A 20,343-nucleotide genomic window follows, 5' to 3' on the forward strand; every position below is an offset into this window, starting at 1 on the left:
CCAAATGCAAAACATAGATGACGCAGCCCATCAGACAATCTACCGCCTGCGCGAGGCAGATGACTGGTTCGCAAGCTTGCCGGGGGAAGTGCAAGACAAAATCATCCAGTCTTCCGTATTGCGCCACTATCGCAAAGGGCAGGTGATCACTGCCCAAGGCAGCCGACCGACTGCAGCCTCAGTAGTGCTTGAGGGGCGCGTGCGGGTTTCGCGGCTGCTATTCGAGGGTGAGGAGAAGCTTTATATGATTGGCGAGAGAGGATTTTGGTTCAACTTCCTCGCCCTGATTACAGGCGAAAAGGCCGATGTGGCTGTGATCGCCGATACCAATGTGCAATTACTAATGCTGCCTCTGCAGCAATTCGAGCGAATCCTTGAAGAGGAACCTCTCTATTGCAAGGCAATTACACTTTTTATTGCCAAGCGCTATGCCGCTTTTATGCGGCACTTTGCCGATGGCCAGATGATCGTGCCGCTGCAACGGCTGCGTACAGGTTTAGCAGAACTGTTGTTGCTGCAACCACCGGCAACAGGCTCTGAGGAAGTTATTTTGAATGTTTCTCAGGCGGATTTAGCCTCCATACTTGGTTCTTCCCGCCAGACTATCAACGGGCTGCTAAAACAACTGGAAAAGGCGGGACTGATTAAGATCGGTTTTCGGCATATTCGAGTAATTGATCCAGCTGGGCTTTCTGAGCACGCGGCTAACTGAGCCGGCACTAATCTCGATGTAATTTTCGCAGGGCCGAGTGCATCGCTGTTGATCATGAGTGGACTCACCACCTGACTTCATCAGTACCACCTGACCACAATGCTAGAGGTGAACCGGCCCTATCAATAGCCCCGGCTTTCCTAGAGACCTTTGGGCCTAATAACTGCCCCCGCACGAGGGCCGCTTGGTCACCAATCAAAGACTGCTTTTGGCCGAGTCCGGTCTATCGCGTCAGGCTTGAATCGGCCAATAGCTGCCCGTCGTGGTCGTCGGTTTCGGCCGAGGCTGTGTAAAAATACTTTTGAGCAGACGCAGTCGTCGAAATCGACGCAGAAATCACGCCTCTACGAAAATTCTAGCTCTTGGAATGGCCGAACTAGCGCAGATTTAACGTAGGAACCTGACCAACTCCGCGCCGCCGACGCAGAGGTGAAACGCCGAGAGGCAGTAGGGTGGCCCCTCGACTCAAGTCTGTGCAGTTGCTCACCAGCTACTGCGCCTGACGAATCATATCGGCGGCTTTCTCGGCAATCATGATGGTCGGTGCATTGGTGTTGCCGCCAGTCACTGTCGGCATGATCGAGGCGTCCACCACCCGCAACCCCTCAAGCCCGTGTACACGCAATTGCGCATCGACCACGGCCAACGCATCAGAGGCCGGCCCCATCTTGCAGGTACTGGTCGGGTGGTACTGGGTGTCGGCCCGCGCCCGGATATCGGCAATAATGCCTGCCGTGTCATCGCGCTGGACGGGATAGAGCATCTTGCCGCGCCACGGTTGCAGCGGGCTGCTTTGCAGAATGTCCATCTGCAACTGCACACCCTTGACCAACAGCTCGAGGTCGCGTGGATCGGCAAGAAAATTGGGGTCGATCTTCGGTGGCACTCGCGGGTCGGCGCTGGCCAGTTTGACCGTGCCACGGCTGTAGGGGCGCAGCACTTCAACATGGCAGGAAAAGCCGTGCCTGGTGTGCATTTTGCGACCGTGATCATCAACCAGCGCCACCACAAAAACCAGTTGCAAGTCAGGTGCTTGCACCTCGGTTGAGGAGCGTACAAAAGCCCCGGCTTCGGCGATCGAACTAGTGATCATGCCGGTACGCTGCTTGCGCCATTCGAACACCCCCTTGGCCATTTTTATAGCGCCATTCAAGGACAATCCGAAGGTCTGGCTGTCGCTGGCACTGATGTAGCTCTGCACGTGATCGATGTGATCTTGCAGGTTTTCGCCGACGCCAGGCAGGTCGTGTACCACGGGTATGCCCACCGCCTGCAAGTCCTTGGCCGGGCCTATACCCGAGAGCAGGAGCAGCTGCGGCGAACCAAAGGTGCCTGCACTGAGGATGACTTCACGACGCGCCCGGACTTCCTTAGCTTCACTGCCCTGGTAATAGGCAATGCCACAGGCGCGCTTGCCTTGCATGATGATCTTGGCCGACAGCGCATGGGTCTTCACACATAGATTGGGGCGCGACAGGTTAGGCGTCAGATAAGCCTTGGCTGCACTGCAGCGCTCGCCATTTTTCTGCGTTACCTGGTACATGAACGAACCGAATTGATCGACGCCGTTGTAGTCGCGGGTGGTCGGTATGCCATTGAGCACTGCGGCATCGATAAACGCCTTGCTCAGCTCACTTGGCGTGCGCAGTTCGGCAACGTTCAGCGGGCCACCCGCGCCGTGGTATTCGCTGGCGCCGTGGGTCTCGTTGTTTTCCGCACGTTTGAAGTACGGCAACACATCCTCATACGACCAACCAGGATTGCCCAGGCTGGCCCAATGGTCGTAGTCCCAGCGGTTACCGCGCACATAGAGCATGGCGTTGATGGAGCTAGAACCACCCAGCGTCTTGCCACGCGGCTGGTAACGCTTGCGGTTGTCCATGTGCTGCTGCGGGACGGTGTCGAATGCCCAGTTGTTGTAAGAGGTTGCCACCATGCCAACGAAGCCGGCCGGGGCGTGAATCAACACGCTCTTATCCGGCCCGCCGGATTCCAGCAAACAGACAGACACACTGGGGTCTTCGCTCAGGCGACTGGCCAATACACAGCCTGCCGAACCGGCACCGACAATGACGTAATCAAACTCTTCGTACTGCATTCTGATGGCTCTCGCTTCTTGTACTTTTTATGGCGGATTTCAATCAGCGCCGCTTCTAATGGGCCGTTGTGCCCGATGCGTGGTTCTCTAGGCTGTGGTGCCTGCGAATGAGCACTCCACTGCGCCGTGCTCGCCCATCACCATGCGCACGTGATCGCCAGGACCGACGTCGAGCATCGGCGCCAGCGCTCCGGTCAACAGCACATCTCCGGCACGTAATGGCTGGCCGCGCCGGGCCAGCTTGCGCACCAGCCAAAGGCCGGTGGCGAGGCAGTCATGCAGCGCTACGCTGGTGTCGAGCAGCACCGGCTGGGCATTTTTATGCAGGCTGATCAGCAGGTTTGGCGTAGGCAGTTGCGCCAGCGGCACGGGCTGATCACCCAACACATAAAGCCCGGATGAAATGTTGTCAGCGACCGCATCCATCAAGGTCAACTGCCAGCCGATGATGGCCGAGTCGTTGATTTCCAGTGCCGGCACCGCACCCGCAATACAGGCCAGAAACTGCTCATGGCTGATCTCGCCAGCCGGCAGATCGTGGCCGAGCACCAATGCCAGCTCGATCTCGACTTTCGGTTGCAGCAGGCGCTCCCAGGCGATGGCTTCACCTGAGAGGCACGCCGTGTCCGCGAACAGCCGCCCATACACCGGCTCGTCGACCTTGAGCGCTGCACGCAGGGCCGCCGAGGTCAGCCCAGCCTTGGCCCCGCAAAGACGGCGGCCTTGAGCCAACGCCTGCTGCATGCCAGCGGCTTGCACGGCATAGGCTTCATCCAGGTTGGCCAGGGCGAAAGTTTCGCTAACCCGTGGCACGGGATGCCGCTCGAGCCGTGCCGTTGCCAGGCAGTGGGCCGCGCCGAGCAGGCGCGGTTCGGTAATTGCCACCGGCGCACTCATCGGCTGGGTACTTCGCCGATCACGGTGGTGCGGAACATTTCGCGCCGCATGCCGTGGTAGTCGGCCACTGGCATATGCCAGGTGCTGCGGTTATCCCAGATCGCCAGGGTTCCCTGACGCCAGCGCATACGGCAAGTGAAGGCTTCCGAGGTGGCCAGTTTGAACAGGTAGTCAAGCAGTGGACGCGACTCTTCCGTACGCAGGCCTTTGATGCCTGTGGTGTAGGCCGGGTTGATGAACAACACCTTTTTCCCGGTTTCCGGGTGGCGGGTTACCAACGGGTGGCTGCGCTCGTCAGCCGAGGTATCGCTACCGTAGTTGATCGCCATGTTTTCCAGCAGCGCGTTGTGCTTGGCGTTAACGCCATAGGCCATTTCCGGGCTGTGCACCGCGTCGAGGTTTTCCAGCAGCGCTTGCATCCCAGGCGATAGCCACTCATACGCCAGGGCCAGATTGGCGTAGCAGGTATCGCCGCCATAGGGAGGAATGTCGTGCCCATAGAGCAGGGTGAATGCTGGCGGGCGCTCCTGAAAGGTCCAGTCGGTATGCCAAGCACCACCGAATACGAAGGGTGCTTTTTCGGAGGCTTCCTTGACCACGTGTACCACGTGCGGATGATCGGCCATGCAGGTCACATAGGGTTCGCGGCCAAACTCACCGAGGTGCTGGGTAACCCGCTCCAGGTCAGCAACGCTCAGGGCCTGGTCGCGGATGAAGATCACCTTGTGGGCGAGCAGCGCCTGGCGCAACTCGGCAAAGCCCTCGTCGCTCAGACGCGTCAGATCAAGATTTTCGACGTCCGCACCGATGGCGCCGGTGGTCGGGGTTACACGAATGTGACTGTAACTGGCAGCACGGTTATGGCTAGGCAGGGTGTAGATGAACTCGCTCATGGCTCGCACTCTTTTGTTGTTGGAGTGCTTACAGAATGCGTGGCGGCTGCTAGGCTAGCCATGATTATTACAGCCAAAAAATGATAATTACCGCCAAGACTATTTTGAATGGAGGGTTGCCCGGTGGACTGGCGCCAAAACCGTGCCCTGACGGGCGTACGTTACCTGCTAGAAACCGCCCAGGCCGAAGGGGTGGAGGCCGCGAGCTGCCTGATAGGCAGCGCCATCTCCAGCGAAACACTGCAGCAGCGCAACGCGCAGATCGAGGCCTGGCAAGAGCTGGCGGTAATCCGCAACTTGCTCGAACACGCCGGCCGACCGGGCCTGGGATTCGCTGCCGGGCAGCGCTATCACCTGACGTCACTGGGCTTGCTCGGTTTCACCATGCTCGCCAGTCGCACGCTGGGAGAGGCGTTTGCCACCTTCAGCCGTTTTCAACTGTTAGCGCTGACGCTGTGCCCGGCGCGAATCGAAGTGGAGCGACGCGGTAGCTGGTTACTGTTCGATGCCAGCGTACTGCCGCAGGATGCTCGCGCCTTTGTTATCGAGCGCGGACTCTCCGCGTGCCTGGGCGTGGCGTGCGAGTTACTGCAGCGCCCCCTTGCCCCCCTGGCTATCGAGATGACCAGCAGCGCACCTGCGGATCTCGCCGCGTTGCAGGGGGAATTTGCCTATCCGGTGCAGTTCGAGGCCGGGCGCAACGGCATCCTGTTTTCCAATGCCGACCTGACCTTCACCCTGCCGCAGGCGCACATCAGTGCCCACAGTGAGGGCGAGCAACTGTGTGAGCGGCTATGTACCGAGATCTCCCACAGCCTGGTCAAGGCGCCCACCGCGCGTTTGGTGCAACAGGTGTTGATCCGCGACTCGGCCACGCTGCTCAGCAGCCGGATGGTGGCCCAGCGCCTGGGCCTTTCCGAGCGCACCTTGTTGCGCCGTTTGGCGAGTGAAGGTCACTCGTTCCAACAGCTCAACGAGCAAATCAAGCAGCGTTTGGCCGAGCGCCTGCTGAGCGACTCGCGTCTGGACCTTACCAGCATCGCCCAACGTCTAGGCTACGCCGAGGCGGCCAGTTTTTCGCGGGCATTCAGTCGCTGGACTAACAGTCCGCCCGGAAAGTGGCGCTGCCATGCGCACCTGCGCGAAGCTTAGCGATCCATGTACAGTCGACAAACAGTTAACGTCCGCTTGGGGTCCAGGCTGTGTGAAAACGTTTTAGAGCGAGTTTGGCAGTCAGAATCGCAATCAAAATCGCGTTCCTACGCAAAGTTCAGGTCTGGCTGACCAACCAAACGCTGGCAGATTTTACGTAGCAACGCAGACTTCAAAACGACGCATGCGTTTTCACCCAGCCTGGGTCGGAAACAGCCCTTGGTGAGCGACCGCTATTGGCCGTGACCTACAAGGTGTGGGCGGCGAGCCTCCTGCCGTGACCGCGCCGCTGGAGCAGGTGCAGATAGACCATACGGTCATCGACCTGATCGTGGTCGATGACCGCGACCGGCAACCTATTGGCCGCCCGTACCTGACCCTCGCCATCGACGTGTTCACCCGCTGCGTGCTCGGCATGGTCGTCACGCTGGAAGCGCCGTCTGCCGTTTCGGTTGGCCTGTGCCTCGTGCATGTCGCCTGCGACAAGCGCCCTTGGCTGGAAGGACTGAACGTGGAAATGGATTGGCAGATGAGCGGCAAGCCCTTGCTGCTCTACCTAGACAACGCGGCCGAGTTCAAGAGCGAGGCCCTGCGCCGGGGTTGCGAGCAGCATGGCATCCGGCTGGACTATCGCCCGCTGGGACAGCCGCACTATGGCGGCATCGTGGAACGGATCATCGGCACGGCGATGCAGATGATTCACGACGAACTGCCGGGAACGACCTTCTCCAACCCTGACCAGCGCGGCGACTACGATTCCGAAAACAAGGCCGCCCTGACGCTGCGCGAGCTAGAGCGCTGGCTCACATTGGCGGTCGGCACCTACCACGGTTCGGTGCACAACGGCCTGCTCCAACCGCCGGCCGCGCGCTGGGCCGAGGCCGTGGCGCGTGTCGGCGTACCGGCCGTCGTCACACGCGCTACTTCGTTCCTGGTCGATTTTCTGCCGATCCTCCGGCGCACGCTGACCCGCACCGGCTTTGTCATCGACCACATCCACTACTACGCCGATGCGCTCAAGCCGTGGATTGCGCGGCGTGAACGCTGGCCGTCCTTTCTGATCCGGCGCGATCCGCGCGACATCAGCCGTATCTGGGTCCTGGAACCGGAGGGACAGCATTACCTGGAAATTCCCTACCGTACCTTGTCGCATCCGGCTGTCACCCTCTGGGAACAACGGCAGGCGCTGGCGAAACTGCGGCAGCAAGGGCGCGAACAGGTGGATGAGTCGGCGCTGTTCCGCATGATCGGCCAGATGCGTGAGATTGTGACCAGCGCGCAGAAGGCCACACGCAAGGCGCGGCGTGACGCGGATCGCCGCCAGCACCTCAAGACATCAGCTCGGCCGGACAAGCCCGTTCCGCCGGATACGGATATTGCCGACCCGCAGGCAGACAACTTGCCACCCGCCAAACCGTTCGACCAGATTGAGGAGTGGTAGCCGTGGACGAATATCCCATCATCGACCTGTCCCACCTGCTGCCGGCGGCCCAGGGCTTGGCCCGTCTTCCGGCGGACGAGCGCATCCAGCGCCTTCGCGCCGACCGCTGGATCGGCTATCCGCGCGCAGTCGAGGCGCTGAACCGGCTGGAAGCCCTTTATGCGTGGCCAAACAAGCAACGCATGCCCAACCTGCTGCTGGTTGGCCCGACCAACAATGGCAAGTCGATGATCGTCGAGAAGTTCCGCCGCACCCACCCGGCCAGCTCCGACGCCGACCAGGAGCACATCCCGGTGTTGGTCGTGCAGATGCCGTCCGAGCCGTCCGTGATCCGCTTCTACGTCGCGCTGCTCGCCGCGATGGGCGCGCCGCTGCGCCCACGCCCACGGTTGCCGGAAATGGAGCAACTGGCTCTGGCACTGCTGCGCAAGGTCGGCGTGCGCATGCTGGTGATCGACGAGCTGCACAACGTGCTGGCCGGCAACAGCGTCAACCGCCGGGAATTCCTCAACCTGCTGCGCTTCCTCGGCAACGAACTGCGCATCCCGTTGGTTGGGGTAGGCACGCGCGACGCCTACCTAGCCATCCGCTCCGATGACCAGTTGGAAAATCGCTTCGAGCCGATGATGCTGCCGGTATGGGAGGCCAACGACGATTGCTGCTCACTGCTGGCCAGCTTCGCCGCTTCGCTCCCGCTGCGCCGGCCTTCCCCAATTGCCACGCTGGACATGGCTCGCTACCTGCTCACACGCAGCGAGGGCACCATAGGGGAACTGGCGCACTTGCTGATGGCGGCGGCCATCGTCGCCGTGGAGAGCGGCGAGGAAGCGATCAACCATCGCACACTCAGCATGGCCTGTCGACAACCTCTCGCGCAACCAAGACATCGCGGTCGGACTGCAAGTGATCTTGAAGCCACGGGCCCGTCCCACCCCGACATGGACCTCGATGCCCGAACGGACGTTAGATTTCGAGTTCTAGGCGTTCTGCGATGAAGGTTGGATCCCAGCCGGGATTGAAAGTGTCGACGTGGGTGAATCCGAGCCGCTCGTATAGGCCACGCAGGTTCGGGTGGCAGTCGAGCCGCAGCTTGGCGCACCCCTGCGTTCGCGCGGCATGGCGGCAAGCCTCGATCAGCGCGGAGCTGACACCCCGGCCCGCATGTGTCCGTCGCACCGCGAGCTTGTGCAGATATGCGGCCTCCCCCTTGAGGGCGTCGGGCCAGAACTCGGGATCCTCGGCCGACAAGGTGCAACAGCCGACGATGCCGTCGCTGCAACTCGCGACTAGGAGCTCGGATCTCAGGACGAAGGTCTCCGCGAATGTCCGGTCGATCCGCGCGACGTCCCAGGCGGGCGTTCCCTTGGCGGACATCCACGCCGCAGCGTCGTGCATCAGCCGCACAACCTCGTCGATATCACCCGAGCAGGCGACCCGAACGTTCGGAGGCTCCTCGCTGTCCATTCGCTCCCCTGGCGCGGTATGAACCGCCGCCTCATAGTGCAGTTTGATCCTGACGAGCCCAGCATGTCTGCGCCCACCTTCGCGGAACCTGACCAGGGTCCGCTAGCGGGCGGCCGGAAGGTGAATGCTAGGCATGATCTAACCCTCGGTCTCTGGCGTCGCGACTGCGAAATTTCGCGAGGGTTTCCGAGAAGGTGATTGCGCTTCGCAGATCTCCAGGCGCGTGGGTGCGGACGTAGTCAGCGCCATTGCCGATCGCGTGAAGTTCCGCCGCAAGGCTCGCTGGACCCAGATCCTTTACAGGAAGGCCAACGGTGGCGCCCAAGAAGGATTTCCGCGACACCGAGACCAATAGCGGAAGCCCCAACGCCGACTTCAGCTTTTGAAGGTTCGACAGCACGTGCAGCGATGTTTCCGGTGCGGGGCTCAAGAAAAATCCCATCCCCGGATCGAGGATGAGCCGGTCGGCAGCGACCCCGCTCCGTCGCAAGGCGGAAACCCGCGCCTCGAAGAACCGCACAATCTCGTCGAGCGCGTCTTCGGGTCGAAGGTGACCGGTGCGGGTGGCGATGCCATCCCGCTGCGCTGAGTGCATAACCACCAGCCTGCAGTCCGCCTCAGCAATATCGGGATAGAGCGCAGGGTCAGGAAATCCTTGGATATCGTTCAGGTAGCCCACGCCGCGCTTGAGCGCATAGCGCTGGGTTTCCGGTTGGAAGCTGTCGATTGAAACACGGTGCATCTGATCGGACAGGGCGTCTAAGAGCGGCGCAATACGTCTGATCTCATCGGCCGGCGATACAGGCCTCGCGTCCGGATGGCTGGCGGCCGGTCCGACATCCACGACGTCTGATCCGACTCGCAGCATTTCGATCGCCGCGGTGACAGCGCCGGCGGGGTCTAGCCGCCGGCTCTCATCGAAGAAGGAGTCCTCGGTGAGATTCAGAATGCCGAACACCGTCACCATGGCGTCGGCCTCCGCAGCGACTTCCACGATGGGGATCGGGCGAGCAAAAAGGCAGCAATTATGAGCCCCATACCTACAAAGCCCCACGCATCAAGCTTTTGCCCATGAAGCAACCAGGCAATGGCTGTAATTATGACGACGCCGAGTCCCGACCAGACTGCATAAGCAACACCGACAGGGATGGATTTCAGAACCAGAGAAAGAAAATAAAATGCGATGCCATAACCGATTATGACAACGGCGGAAGGGGCAAGCTTAGTAAAGCCCTCGCTAGATTTTAATGCGGATGTTGCGATTACTTCGCCAACTATTGCGATAACAAGAAAAAGCCAGCCTTTCATGATATATCTCCCAATTTGTGTAGGGCTTATTATGCACGCTTAAAAATAATAAAAGCAGACTTGACCTGATAGTTTGGCTGTGAGCAATTATGTGCTTAGTGCATCTAACGGGCGAGTTAAGCCGACCGCAGAATGCGGGTCGGCTTGACCGAAATGTTAGAGCCAGAAGCCAAAACGGATAACCGTAACTTGGCGACGGGCGCTAACTGCGAAAAGGCACGGTGCCACCGAGGCGGCACAGCACTACGAAAAAAATAGCTGCTCGCGCTTGCTACACAAGGGCCAGAGGCCAAAAAGACCACAAACCAGCGTAACGCCACCAGGCGAAGCCCAGAGAAACGGCAAACCCAGCGCTGCACAGCGTTTGAGAAACTGAATGCCGTTTGAATAAACATGGGCGAAATAAAGGAGGGTTTCAGTGGTACTAACGCCTGAATTAAGCCGCGCCGCGAAGCGGCGTCGGCTTGAATGAATTGTTAGACATCACTGGCATGGCACTAAGCAATTTAGTGGCTTCATGTTTCACGAAGTGAACGAACGCCGCCAACTGATCCGCGCGTGAGGCCAAGCAATCTTCTCCTTGTCCAAGATAAGCCTGCCGGGCTTCAAGCAGTACGGGCTTATGTTGATCTGGCAGACGCTCCATTGCCCAGTTGGCAACGATATCCTTCGGTGCGATCTTGCCGGTTGCTGCGCTGTACCAAATGCGAGACAAGGTAAGCACTACATTCCGCTCATCGCCTTCCCAATCCGGCTGCGAATTCCATAGTTTCAGAGTGTCGCTCAATGCCTTGAATAGATCGCCTTCCGGAACTGGGTTAAAGAAATCCTCTGCGGCCGAACCTGCCAATGCAAGGCTATGCTGCCTTACTTTAGTTAGCAGAATAGCCAGATCAACATCGGTTGTGGCGGGCTCGAAGATGCCCGCAAGAATGTCCTTACGCTGCCACTCCCCGAATTGCAGTTCCCGTCTGGCCGGATAACGCCAAGGGACAACATCACCATGCACGACGATGGTAACTTCCAAGGCGCGGAGAGCTTCACTTTGGCCAGGGGAGGCAGAAATTTCCAAGAGATCTACGACCAGGGCTTGTCGGACAGTCTCATCGAGCCGTGCAGCCACAGTAACCAGCAAATCAATATCACTGTATGGCTTCAGGCCACCGTCCAGTGCAGAGCCGTACAAATGCACGGCCAGCAACGTTGATTCCAGATGACGCTCGATGGCGTTGAGAGCCAGTGATAGCTGTACCGAAATCTCGGCGGGTACTGCGTTACTCATGATGTCTAACTTTGTTTTAGGGCGACTGCCCTGCTGCGTAACATCGTTGCTGCTCCATAACATCAAACATCGACCCACGGCGTAACGCGCTTGCTGCTTGGATGCCCGAGGCATAGACTGTACAAAAAAACAGTCATAACAAGCCATGAAAACCGCCACTGCGCCGTTACCACCGCTGCGTTCGGTCAAGGTTCTGGACCAGTTGCGTGAGCGCATACGCTACTTGCATTACAGTTTACGAACCGAACAGGCTTATGTCCACTGGGTTCGTGCCTTCATCCGTTTCCACGGTGTGCGTCACCCGGCAACCTTGGGCAGCAGCGAAGTCGAGGCATTTCTGTCCTGGCTGGCGAACGAGCGCAAGGTTTCGGTCTCCACGCATCGTCAGGCATTGGCGGCCTTGCTGTTCTTCTACGGCAAGGTGCTGTGCACGGATCTGCCCTGGCTTCAGGAGATCGGAAGACCTCGGCCGTCGCGGCGCTTGCCGGTGGTGCTGACCCCGGATGAAGTGGTTCGCATCCTCGGTTTTCTGGAAGGCGAGCATCGTTTGTTCGCCCAGCTTCTGTATGGAACGGGCATGCGGATCAGTGAGGGTTTGCAACTGCGGGTCAAGGATCTGGATTTCGATCACGGCACGATCATCGTGCGGGAGGGCAAGGGCTCCAAGGATCGGGCCTTGATGTTACCCGAGAGCTTGGCACCCAGCCTGCGCGAGCAGCTGTCGCGTGCACGGGCATGGTGGCTGAAGGACCAGGCCGAGGGCCGCAGCGGCGTTGCGCTTCCCGACGCCCTTGAGCGGAAGTATCCGCGCGCCGGGCATTCCTGGCCGTGGTTCTGGGTTTTTGCGCAGCACACGCATTCGACCGATCCACGGAGCGGTGTCGTGCGTCGCCATCACATGTATGACCAGACCTTTCAGCGCGCCTTCAAACGTGCCGTAGAACAAGCAGGCATCACGAAGCCCGCCACACCGCACACCCTCCGCCACTCGTTCGCGACGGCCTTGCTCCGCAGCGGTTACGACATTCGAACCGTGCAGGATCTGCTCGGCCATTCCGACGTCTCTACGACGATGATTTACACGCATGTGCTGAAAGTTGGCGGTGCCGGAGTGCGCTCACCGCTTGATGCGCTGCCGCCCCTCACTAGTGAGAGGTAGGGCAGCGCAAGTCAATCCTGGCGGATTCACTACCCCTGCGCGAAGGCCATCGGTGCCGCATCGAACGGCCGGTTGCGGAAAGTCCTCCCTGCGTCCGCTGATGGCCGGCAGCAGCCCGTCGTTGCCTGATGGATCCAACCCCTCCGCTGCTATAGTGCAGTCGGCTTCTGACGTTCAGTGCAGCCGTCTTCTGAAAACGACAAACTGGATGTCAGGCAAGGCGCATCACGCCGTCAGAATAGAGTCCGCTTTCACATTCTTTGACACATGCTTGCCAAGGTCATAGATTTCAGCCTGACAAATTCAAGGCTTCGGGCGCAATGGAACCAAAAACCAACGCAAGCCCTGCCGCCCATCCAGCCCATGGAGGCATCTTGCAGGGACAACGCATCGGTTACGTCCGGGTCAGCAGCTTCGACCAGAACCCGGAACGCCAACTTGAACAGGTCGAGGTCGGCAAGCTGTTCACCGACAAAGCCTCGGGCAAGGACACCCAGCGTCCCCAGCTGGAGGCCATGCTCGGTTTCGTTCGCGAAGGCGACACCGTGGTGGTGCACAGCATGGATCGCCTGGCACGAAACCTCGATGATTTGCGCCGCCTGGTGCAGAAGCTGACCCAGCGCGGTGTGCGCATCGAGTTCTTGAAGGAAGGCCTGGTGTTCACCGGCGAGGACTCGCCGATGGCCAACCTGATGCTGTCGGTCATGGGGGCCTTTGCCGAGTTTGAGCGCGCCCTGATTCGCGAGCGGCAGCGCGAGGGCATCGCCCTGGCCAAGCAGCGCGGTGCCTACCGGGGCCGCAAGAAAGCCCTCTCCGACGAGCAAGCCATCACGCTGCGGCAGCGGGCCGCTGCGGGCGAGCCGAAGGCGCAGCTCGCCCGCGAGTTCGGCATCAGCCGAGAAACCCTCTATCAGTACCTTCGCAAGGACGACTGAACCATGCCGCGTCGCTCGATTCTCTCGGCTACGGAGCGCGACACCTTGCTTGCGTTGCCGGAAAGCCAGGATGACCTGATCCGCTACTACACCTTCAACGACTCCGACCTGTCGCTGATCCGCCAGCGGCGCGGCGACGCCAACCGCCTGGGCTTCGCGGTGCAGCTCAGCCTGCTGCGCTACCCCGGCTATGCGTTGGGCACCGACAGCGAGCCGCCCGAGCCGGTCATCCAGTGGGTGGCCAAGCAAGTTCAGGCCGACCCGGCGAGTTGGTTGAAGTACGGCGAACGCGACGTGACTCGCCGCGAGCACGCCCAGGAACTGCGCACCTACCTACAACTGGCCCCGTTCGGCCTGTCCGACTTCCGCGCCCTGGTGCGCGAGCTGACCGAGTTGGCCCAGCAGACCGACAAGGGCTTACTGCTGGCCGGTCAGGCCCTGGAGAGCCTGCGACAGAAGCGGCGCATTCTGCCGGCGTTGAGCGTAATTGATCGAGCTTGTTCGGAGGCCATTGCGCGGGCCAATCGCCGAGTCTACCGCGCCCTGGTCGAACCACTCACGGACTCGCATCGGGCCAAGCTGGACGAGCTGTTGAAGCTCAAGGCCGGCAGCAGCATCACCTGGTTGACCTGGCTGCGACAGGCACCGCTGAAACCGAACTCCCGCCACATGCTCGAACACATCGAGCGGCTGAAGACATTTCAGCTGGTGGACTTGCCCGAAGGCCTGGGCCGACACATCCACCAGAACCGCCTGCTCAAGCTGGCCCGCGAGGGTGGGCAGATGACGCCCAAAGACCTCGGCAAGTTCGAGCCGCAGCGACGCTACGCGACCCTGGCCGCCGTGGTGCTGGAGAGCACCGCGACGGTGATTGATGAGTTGGTCGATCTGCACGACCGTATCCTGGTCAAGCTGTTCAGCAGCGCGAAGCACAAGCATCAGCAGCAGTTCCAGAAGCAGGGCAAGGCGATCAACGACAAGGTGCGCCTGTACTCGAAGATCGGCCAGGCTCTGCTGGAAGCCAAGGAAAGCGGTAGCGATCCCTATGCCGCCATTGAGGCGGTGATTCCCTGGGACGAGTTCACCGAGAGCGTCAGCGAGGCCGAGCTGCTGGCCCGGCCGGAAGGCTTCGACCATCTGCACCTGGTCGGCGAGAACTTCGCCACTCTGCGCCGTTACACGCCGGCCTTGCTGGAGGTGCTGGAACTGCGCGCTGCCCCGGCTGCGCAAGGCGTGCTGGCAGCCGTGCAGACCCTGAGCGAGATGAACGCCTACAACCTGCGCAAGGTGCCGGCCGATGCGCCCACCGCCTTCATCAAGCCGCGCTGGAAGCCGCTAGTGATAACCCCGGAAGGCCTCGACCGGCGCTTCTACGAAATCTGCGCCCTGTCCGAGCTGAAGAACGCGCTGCGCTCCGGTGACATCTGGGTCAAGGGTTCGCGGCAGTTCCGCGACTTCGACGACTACCTGCTGCCGGCAGAGAGGTTCGCCGCGCTCAAGCATGCGCAGGCTCTGCCCCTGGCGATCAACCCGAACAGCAACCAGTACCTGGAAGAGCGCTTGCAGCTGCTGGACGAGCAGCTGGCCACCGTCACCCGCCTGGCCAAGGACAACGAGCTGCCCGATGCCATCCTCACCGAGTCCGGGCTGAAGATCACCCCGCTGGATTCCGCGGTGCCCAATACCGCGCAGGCGCTGATCGACCAGACCAGCCATTTGCTGCCGCGCATCAAGATCACCGAACTGCTGATGGACGTGGACGACTGGACGGGCTTCAGCCGCCACTTCACACACCTGAAGGACGGTGCCGAGGCCAAAGACCGGACATTGCTGCTGTCAGCGATCCTGGGCGATGCAATCAACCTCGGGCTGACCAAGATGGCCGAGTCGAGCCCCGGCCTGACCTACGCCAAGCTGTCCTGGCTGCAAGCCTGGCACATCCGAGACGAAACCTACTCGGCGGCCCTGGCCGAGCTGGTCAACCACCAGTACCGTCATACCTTCGCCGCTCACTGGGGCGACGGCACGACCTCTTCTTCCGATGGCCAGCGCTTCCGGGCGGGTGGTCGAGGCGAAAGCACCGGCCACGTCAACCCGAAGTACGGCAGCGAGCCGGGGCGGCTGTTCTACACCCACATCTCCGACCAGTACGCACCGTTCAGCACCCGCGTGGTGAATGTCGGCGTGCGCGACTCTACCTATGTGCTCGACGGTCTGCTGTACCACGAGTCCGACTTGCGGATCGAGGAGCACTACACTGACACGGCTGGCTTCACCGATCATGTCTTCGCCCTGATGCACCTGCTGGGCTTCCGCTTCGCACCGCGCATCCGCGACCTCGGAGAAACCAAGCTGTATGTTCCGAATAGCGTCCAGGACTACCCGACATTGCGCCCAATGGTTGGCGGCACCCTGAACATCAAGCACGTCCGCGCCCATTGGGACGACATCCTGCGCCTGGCCAGCTCGATCAAGCAGGGCACGGTCACCGCCTCGCTGATGCTGCGCAAGCTCGGCAGCTATCCGCGCCAGAACGGCCTGGCCGTGGCCCTGCGCGAGCTGGGCCGGATCGAGCGCACGCTTTTCATCCTCGATTGGTTGCAAAGCGTCGAGCTGCGCCGGCGCGTGCATGCTGGACTGAACAAGGGCGAAGCCCGCAACTCCCTGGCCAGGGCGGTGTTCTTCAACCGCCTCGGCGAGATCAGGGATCGGAGCTTCGAGCAGCAGCGCTACCGGGCCAGTGGCCTCAACCTGGTGACGGCCGCCATCGTGTTGTGGAACACGGTGTACTTGGAGCGCGCCACCCAGGCGATGGGCGATGCGGGGAAGTCGGTGGATGGTGAGCTGCTGCAATACCTGTCGCCGCTGGGGTGGGAGCACATCAATCTGACCGGCGATTATGTCTGGCGGCAGAGCCGCAGGCTGGAGGACGGGAAGTTTCGGCCGCTAAGGCTGCCCGGAAAACCTTAGCGTACGATTTTTTCCGTTTTCTCTATTCGCCCCGTCATGGGCCCAGAGGTGATGGAGAAGGCTGCAACGATTCCAATGTCGCGCAGCCGCTGATATCCGACTCCCAGCGTGCCAGCGATTGCCACGACAGGCACTCCCGCAGCAGAAGCGATGACAGCCACCCCGGCAGGGGTCTTTCCGTACAGCGTCTGTTCATCCAACCTCCCTTCGCCGGTGATCACAAGGTCTGCTCCTTGAACAGCCTGACTCAGTCCAGACAAATCCGCGATCAGTTGAACACCAGGCCGGAATTCCGCATGTAGAAATGCTTTGGCGGCGAACCCGATTCCCCCCGCCGCGCCAGCCCCAGGAAAGTCACGTACGTCTTTCTGAAGAAGCGCGGCCACAATATCGGCATACGTATTCAGAGCCTCATCCAAAGCCAAGACCTGATCAGGCGTTGCACCTTTCTGCGGGCCGAAAACGTGTGAGGCTCCGTGCAGCCCGGTCAATGGATTGTTGACATCACAGGCAACTTCAATCCGGACTTTATGTAGCCTCTCATCGAGTCTGTTCAAGTCGATCTGGCGAAGAGCTTTGAGCGCCAGGCCACCCTCCTCGATCTCATCGCCGGCAGAGTCGAGAAACCTGGCACCAAGCGCTCGCAGCATTCCGGTACCGCCATCATTGGTCGCGCTCCCCCCAAACCCCATGATTATTCGTTGCGCGCCAGCACTCAGGGCTTGCTGGACCAGTTGACCGGTTCCGAAGGTGGAAGCGCGCGTAGCGTCGCGTTCCGCGGCCAGAACCAAGTGAATGCCACTGGCTGCCGCCATTTCAATCACAGCGGTGCGAGACTCGTTAAGCCAGCCCCGAGCTGCTTGGACTTCCGCCCCAAGTGGTCCTTGGACGGTACTGACCCGCCGCTCTCCACCGGTGGCAGCCAGGACGGCGTCGACGGTGCCCTCACCGCCGTCTGCCATGGGCATGCACACGATTTGAGCGTCTGGAGCCGAATCCCGCACTCCTTGAGCAATGGCTGTTCGCGCTGGATGACCTACACCAGGTCACTGAGGAAAGGCTCTACGACCAGCTCATGGAGGAATTCCCGAGCTGGATCAGGGAAGCTTCGGCGAAGGGGATCATCGGCTAGCGGAGCGCCAGAAACCCAAGGAGGTCTTTACTAGAATGTCCTTCAAAACAGATGACCCGCCTTGATGGCGGGTTTTATTTTTTAGGAGCCGTGACCTTGATTACCTGGTTCAGCCAAGGGTGGCTAAGTCCATTGGGGTGATTTCTCGGAACCGCGATGTTCTATCGACGCTCACCACGGCCCCGAATGCCTTCAACGTCGCACCTGGATCTATCGCCTCCAGCCGGCTGAAGTCCAAGGTTTCCCATTGATCACGAGAGATCAGCGCCGAGATTACATACTGATCCCCGATACTCCCCGTTGCCAAATCTGTGCGCTGAATGTACCCGGAAGCAAGGCACTTTTGGATGCCTGGGAGCAAGGCAAAAACCTCCCCAACCACGCGGAAAACGGTGCCGTAGCAAAGTGAGACGAAGTCCTTACGAGTCTGAGCTTCGGACCGGGTTTTAAAGGTGAGCTTGCCATTGCCCCTGGCTTCAGCCGTTCGGTTGGGCACATCCCCTTCATCAGGCAAATCTATGTCCAGAGCAATGCCCGAAACGTCATGCGAGAACTCGTACTCGAGGAGCGTTTCTTTCGGCCAGGCAATGCCGGATAGGACATAGTCGAGGGCACGCTCCATCTGAGCGCTGTATCCCTTTGCGGCAAGTCGAATGGCCTTATCAATGTCGGATCGCGCCTTCTCGTGAGCATCACGTGCAGCGTTCCACTCGACAAGATCTTGCTGGTACTGTGCTTCTAGTTCCTGAGCCTCCTTTTCCATCCTAGAACTCCGCAGGAGCATCTTGTCGAGCAGCCCTGGAGCGTCCGTTGAAGGTCGCCGCGGTTCGTCCAGATCGAATGCCGGTGGTAGCGCCGGCAGAGAACCCGGCCGAGGGGTCATCATATGAGCCGATAGGCACTCATTGAGCGCCTGGTTGATCTTGGCTGCAGCTTTTTCCAGAAGCGCCTGGATCTCGTCACTCTTCTCTACCTTCACCCTCTTCACGATTGCCGGCGGAAGGGGAGCGTCTTCCAAGTCGGTGATAATCAACGAACCATCATCGTCGACTTTGACCTTGATCGGCCCGGAATAGCCTGCCGAGTCTGCAGCAGGGTTTGGCGCGTTCCTTGTCCCCGATCGGTCCAGCCGTTCACGATACGCGAGGCCGGTCCCGGGCAGGCCAGCGTTGAGGTAGGTACCACGCTTGCCCATCGTTAAGCTTAGTCCACGTGGCCCAACAGAGGTGCTGATACCCGACCCGCTGATGTTGAGCCGAACACCAGGCACGATCGTAATTCGTTTGCTGAAGCGAAATCCCATTTCTTCCTCCGAGGTCCTCTGGAAATGCCGGGCTGCTCACTGACAGGCAGAGATCTTGGCCAATCTAAGGCCTATACGTGCGAGTTCAGTGAAGCTGGATACTAGACTGAGACTAATCGGCTGGGACATCGGAAACCTGAATTGCCGGCTGCTCGTGGAGCTTATGGCAGAATTCAGAATTATAGATCCCCACTAAATACTCATCTTGGCTTGCTCGATTCATATCTTTTAGCGACCAATCCTTTTTAATCATCAGATGGTAATCGGCCATAATTTCTGGATTAGGGTTAATAGTATTGGCCAAGCCGGTCCGATTAATCTTATCTGCGATGATGTCTATCGACTCTAACTGCCCAACAAGCTTTGAGGCCATGCTGCACTCTAAAACTCGCTTGGTCGTCACTTCTTTTTCGTCCGATGAATCATTCAGCGTGAGCACTGAGTAGAAAGGCGGTTCAGCAAGAGATTTGGATGATGCCTGTGTTGGCACTGCACCATCATTTTTGTACTCCTGCAAGACAGAACCATTCCACTTATACAGACGCTTTGTCTCCATGGACGGGCAGCAATCTGCATCATCTGGGCCGTGCGAGAGCTCGACATAGCTCAGAACGCCATTGCCTTCGTCAGCCAAATCAGAGGCGGAGTTCATGATATCGAGGCGTGTCTTAGCTTCCCACGCATCACCGTTATGGATGAGGGGAACAAGATATTGGTTGCTGTAATTACCGCCACTAGTTGGCTCAAGAGTGTACATCACAACTGCATCAGTGCTGCCATTCCCGTCGAAATCCACCTGCAGGTAACGGCGAGCTTCGCCGTATTCACTGGCGGCATTCTGCTGTGCATGCTCAATAATCGCCGCGTCAACCGCGACCTTAAGCCCATTAGCCTCAACATTTTGCGAGGTAGATTGAACAGGCTCCTCTTTGAGAGGCCCGACCGGCTCTGACGCTTCGGAAACCATATCCGGCGTTTTTTCCCAAATTTCCTGTAGTTTCTTTCTGTTTTCTAGGAGCCGCTTCGTATACTCTTCAAGGATTACACTAAAAAGTTCGTCTGCATCTGATGCTTCAAGAATTCTTACAGACTTCCCATCAAATGGCTCGAACCTACCCATAAATACACGAGTGAAAAAGCCCGGCCTCATGACTTCAAAATGCTCGACCATTTTTCCGATGGATTTTTCTACATGCTCTTCAAATCTCTCGGCACTTTCCCCTTTGAGATCTAGACGCTCAGGCCCTGCCTCAATCATTTTGTCCTTAATTGTTTCCAGAAGCATGATGTTGTAGTCGATCGCCTTGTCGTTACAACTATTTGAAAAAGTGGCAAAGCACTCCTGCATATACTCCTGATGAGCAAAATTGAGCTTCTGGTCGTTAACGAAGCCGCAGCCAGCCAGTGCTAAAGGCACTGCCATTGCCAGTGATTTTAACTTCATTCCATTCCCCATCACGGTAATTTCACAGGCTTAAAATCCAACCAACCAGAGCCGACAGGAACTGGTCACTTACATGCTATGACATGCATTGGGCGATCTAAATCGCGCATGCTGCAGTCTTTGCTGTTATAGATCTTAACGAGATCAACCGAG

Annotated in this window: 18 protein-coding genes and 1 pseudogene; 8 read left to right on the top strand and 11 right to left on the bottom strand. The window is 59.3% G+C overall.

Features of this window, described 5'->3' with window-relative positions; translation table 11 throughout:
- Positions 1 to 4 precede the first annotated feature (4 nt).
- Complete coding sequence (locus ACWPW0_RS14235; RefSeq protein ID WP_003090707.1) at positions 5 to 712, top strand: Crp/Fnr family transcriptional regulator; 708 nt, start codon at positions 5 to 7, stop codon at positions 710 to 712.
- Positions 713 to 1,202: 490 nt separating this feature from the next.
- Here the strand turns inward: ACWPW0_RS14235 and ACWPW0_RS14240 are convergent, their stop codons facing one another.
- The 3 genes from ACWPW0_RS14240 to ACWPW0_RS14250 form a co-directional block, all read right to left on the bottom strand.
- Positions 1,203 to 2,810, bottom strand: coding sequence for a GMC family oxidoreductase (locus ACWPW0_RS14240; RefSeq protein ID WP_011544397.1), 1,608 nt, complete (start codon positions 2,808 to 2,810; stop codon positions 1,203 to 1,205).
- A gap of 87 nt (positions 2,811 to 2,897) precedes the next feature.
- Entirely contained in the window at positions 2,898 to 3,695 is a 798-nt protein-coding gene (locus ACWPW0_RS14245) for a 2-keto-4-pentenoate hydratase (protein ID WP_199148737.1), read from the bottom strand.
- 8 nt (positions 3,696 to 3,703) lie between these two features.
- The gene (locus ACWPW0_RS14250) at positions 3,704 to 4,600 is read right to left on the bottom strand and encodes a TauD/TfdA dioxygenase family protein (protein ID WP_011544399.1); all 897 of its coding nucleotides are present in this window, start codon (positions 4,598 to 4,600) and stop codon (positions 3,704 to 3,706) included.
- A 123-nt stretch (positions 4,601 to 4,723) separates the two neighbouring features.
- Between ACWPW0_RS14250 and ACWPW0_RS14255 the strand changes: the two genes are divergently transcribed.
- The 3 genes from ACWPW0_RS14255 (at position 4,724) to ACWPW0_RS14265 (ending at position 8,188) form a co-directional block, all read left to right on the top strand.
- On the top strand, positions 4,724 to 5,752 hold the full coding sequence (locus ACWPW0_RS14255; RefSeq protein ID WP_011544400.1) for an AraC family transcriptional regulator: 1,029 nt from the start codon (positions 4,724 to 4,726) through the stop codon (positions 5,750 to 5,752).
- A gap of 277 nt (positions 5,753 to 6,029) precedes the next feature.
- Positions 6,030 to 7,193 (top strand): transposase, encoded by a 1,164-nt coding sequence (locus tag ACWPW0_RS14260; protein WP_425596547.1) that lies wholly within the window; start codon positions 6,030 to 6,032, stop codon positions 7,191 to 7,193.
- Positions 7,194 to 7,195: 2 nt separating this feature from the next.
- Entirely contained in the window at positions 7,196 to 8,188 is a 993-nt protein-coding gene (locus ACWPW0_RS14265) for a TniB family NTP-binding protein (RefSeq protein ID WP_001381192.1), read from the top strand.
- Here ACWPW0_RS14265 and ACWPW0_RS14270 read toward each other — a convergent pair.
- The 5 genes from ACWPW0_RS14270 to ACWPW0_RS14290 all read right to left on the bottom strand — a co-directional run bounded on the left by ACWPW0_RS14270 (position 8,157) and on the right by ACWPW0_RS14290 (position 11,247).
- A complete protein-coding gene (locus tag ACWPW0_RS14270; RefSeq protein WP_000376623.1) occupies positions 8,157 to 8,657 on the bottom strand; it encodes a GNAT family N-acetyltransferase in 501 nt (166 codons plus the stop codon). The genes ACWPW0_RS14265 and ACWPW0_RS14270 overlap by 32 nt on opposite strands.
- Before the next feature lie 127 nt (positions 8,658 to 8,784).
- Complete coding sequence (gene sul1 / locus ACWPW0_RS14275; RefSeq protein WP_000259031.1) at positions 8,785 to 9,624, bottom strand: sulfonamide-resistant dihydropteroate synthase Sul1; 840 nt, start codon at positions 9,622 to 9,624, stop codon at positions 8,785 to 8,787.
- Complete coding sequence (locus ACWPW0_RS14280; RefSeq protein WP_000679427.1) at positions 9,618 to 9,965, bottom strand: quaternary ammonium compound efflux SMR transporter QacE delta 1; 348 nt, start codon at positions 9,963 to 9,965, stop codon at positions 9,618 to 9,620. Before ACWPW0_RS14280 ends, sul1 begins: the two co-directional genes overlap by 7 nt.
- A 116-nt stretch (positions 9,966 to 10,081) precedes the next feature.
- Complete coding sequence (locus tag ACWPW0_RS14285) at positions 10,082 to 10,360, bottom strand: DUF1010 domain-containing protein (protein WP_108092422.1); 279 nt, start codon at positions 10,358 to 10,360, stop codon at positions 10,082 to 10,084.
- Positions 10,361 to 10,401: 41 nt separating this feature from the next.
- A complete protein-coding gene (locus ACWPW0_RS14290; RefSeq protein WP_022675713.1) occupies positions 10,402 to 11,247 on the bottom strand; it encodes an ANT(3'')-Ia family aminoglycoside nucleotidyltransferase AadA6 in 846 nt (281 codons plus the stop codon).
- Positions 11,248 to 11,392: 145 nt separating this feature from the next.
- On the opposite strand from ACWPW0_RS14290, the gene intI1 reads away from it, so the two are divergent.
- The 3 genes from intI1 to ACWPW0_RS14305 all read left to right on the top strand — a co-directional run bounded on the left by intI1 (position 11,393) and on the right by ACWPW0_RS14305 (position 16,311).
- Positions 11,393 to 12,406 (top strand): class 1 integron integrase IntI1, encoded by a 1,014-nt coding sequence (gene intI1 / locus ACWPW0_RS14295; RefSeq protein ID WP_000845048.1) that lies wholly within the window; start codon positions 11,393 to 11,395, stop codon positions 12,404 to 12,406.
- Positions 12,407 to 12,780: 374 nt separating this feature from the next.
- On the top strand, positions 12,781 to 13,341 hold the full coding sequence (locus tag ACWPW0_RS14300) for a recombinase family protein (RefSeq protein WP_003090771.1): 561 nt from the start codon (positions 12,781 to 12,783) through the stop codon (positions 13,339 to 13,341).
- Between the two features lie 3 nt (positions 13,342 to 13,344).
- Positions 13,345 to 16,311 carry a Tn3 family transposase gene (locus ACWPW0_RS14305; protein ID WP_003090772.1) on the top strand — a complete coding sequence of 989 codons (2,967 nt, stop codon included), beginning with the start codon at positions 13,345 to 13,347 and terminating at the stop codon, positions 16,309 to 16,311.
- A 32-nt stretch (positions 16,312 to 16,343) separates the two neighbouring features.
- Here ACWPW0_RS14305 and ACWPW0_RS14310 read toward each other — a convergent pair.
- Positions 16,344 to 17,330 (bottom strand): annotated as a pseudogene (locus ACWPW0_RS14310) (glycerate kinase family protein); the annotation flags it as partial.
- 8 nt (positions 17,331 to 17,338) lie between these two features.
- Between ACWPW0_RS14310 and ACWPW0_RS14315 the strand changes: the two are divergent.
- Positions 17,339 to 17,443 (top strand): VWA domain-containing protein, encoded by a 105-nt coding sequence (locus ACWPW0_RS14315; RefSeq protein WP_223865684.1) that lies wholly within the window; start codon positions 17,339 to 17,341, stop codon positions 17,441 to 17,443.
- A 109-nt stretch (positions 17,444 to 17,552) separates the two neighbouring features.
- Here ACWPW0_RS14315 and ACWPW0_RS14320 read toward each other — a convergent pair whose 3' ends face one another.
- Together ACWPW0_RS14320 and ACWPW0_RS14325 are read right to left on the bottom strand one after the other, a co-directional pair.
- Entirely contained in the window at positions 17,553 to 18,746 is a 1,194-nt protein-coding gene (locus ACWPW0_RS14320) for a DUF4236 domain-containing protein (protein WP_023104035.1), read from the bottom strand.
- A gap of 112 nt (positions 18,747 to 18,858) precedes the next feature.
- Positions 18,859 to 20,190 (bottom strand): hypothetical protein, encoded by a 1,332-nt coding sequence (locus tag ACWPW0_RS14325; protein WP_003090774.1) that lies wholly within the window; start codon positions 20,188 to 20,190, stop codon positions 18,859 to 18,861.
- Positions 20,191 to 20,343: the final 153 nt, after the last annotated feature.

The sequence above is a fragment of the Pseudomonas sp. Marseille-Q8238 genome (genome assembly GCF_965111915.1).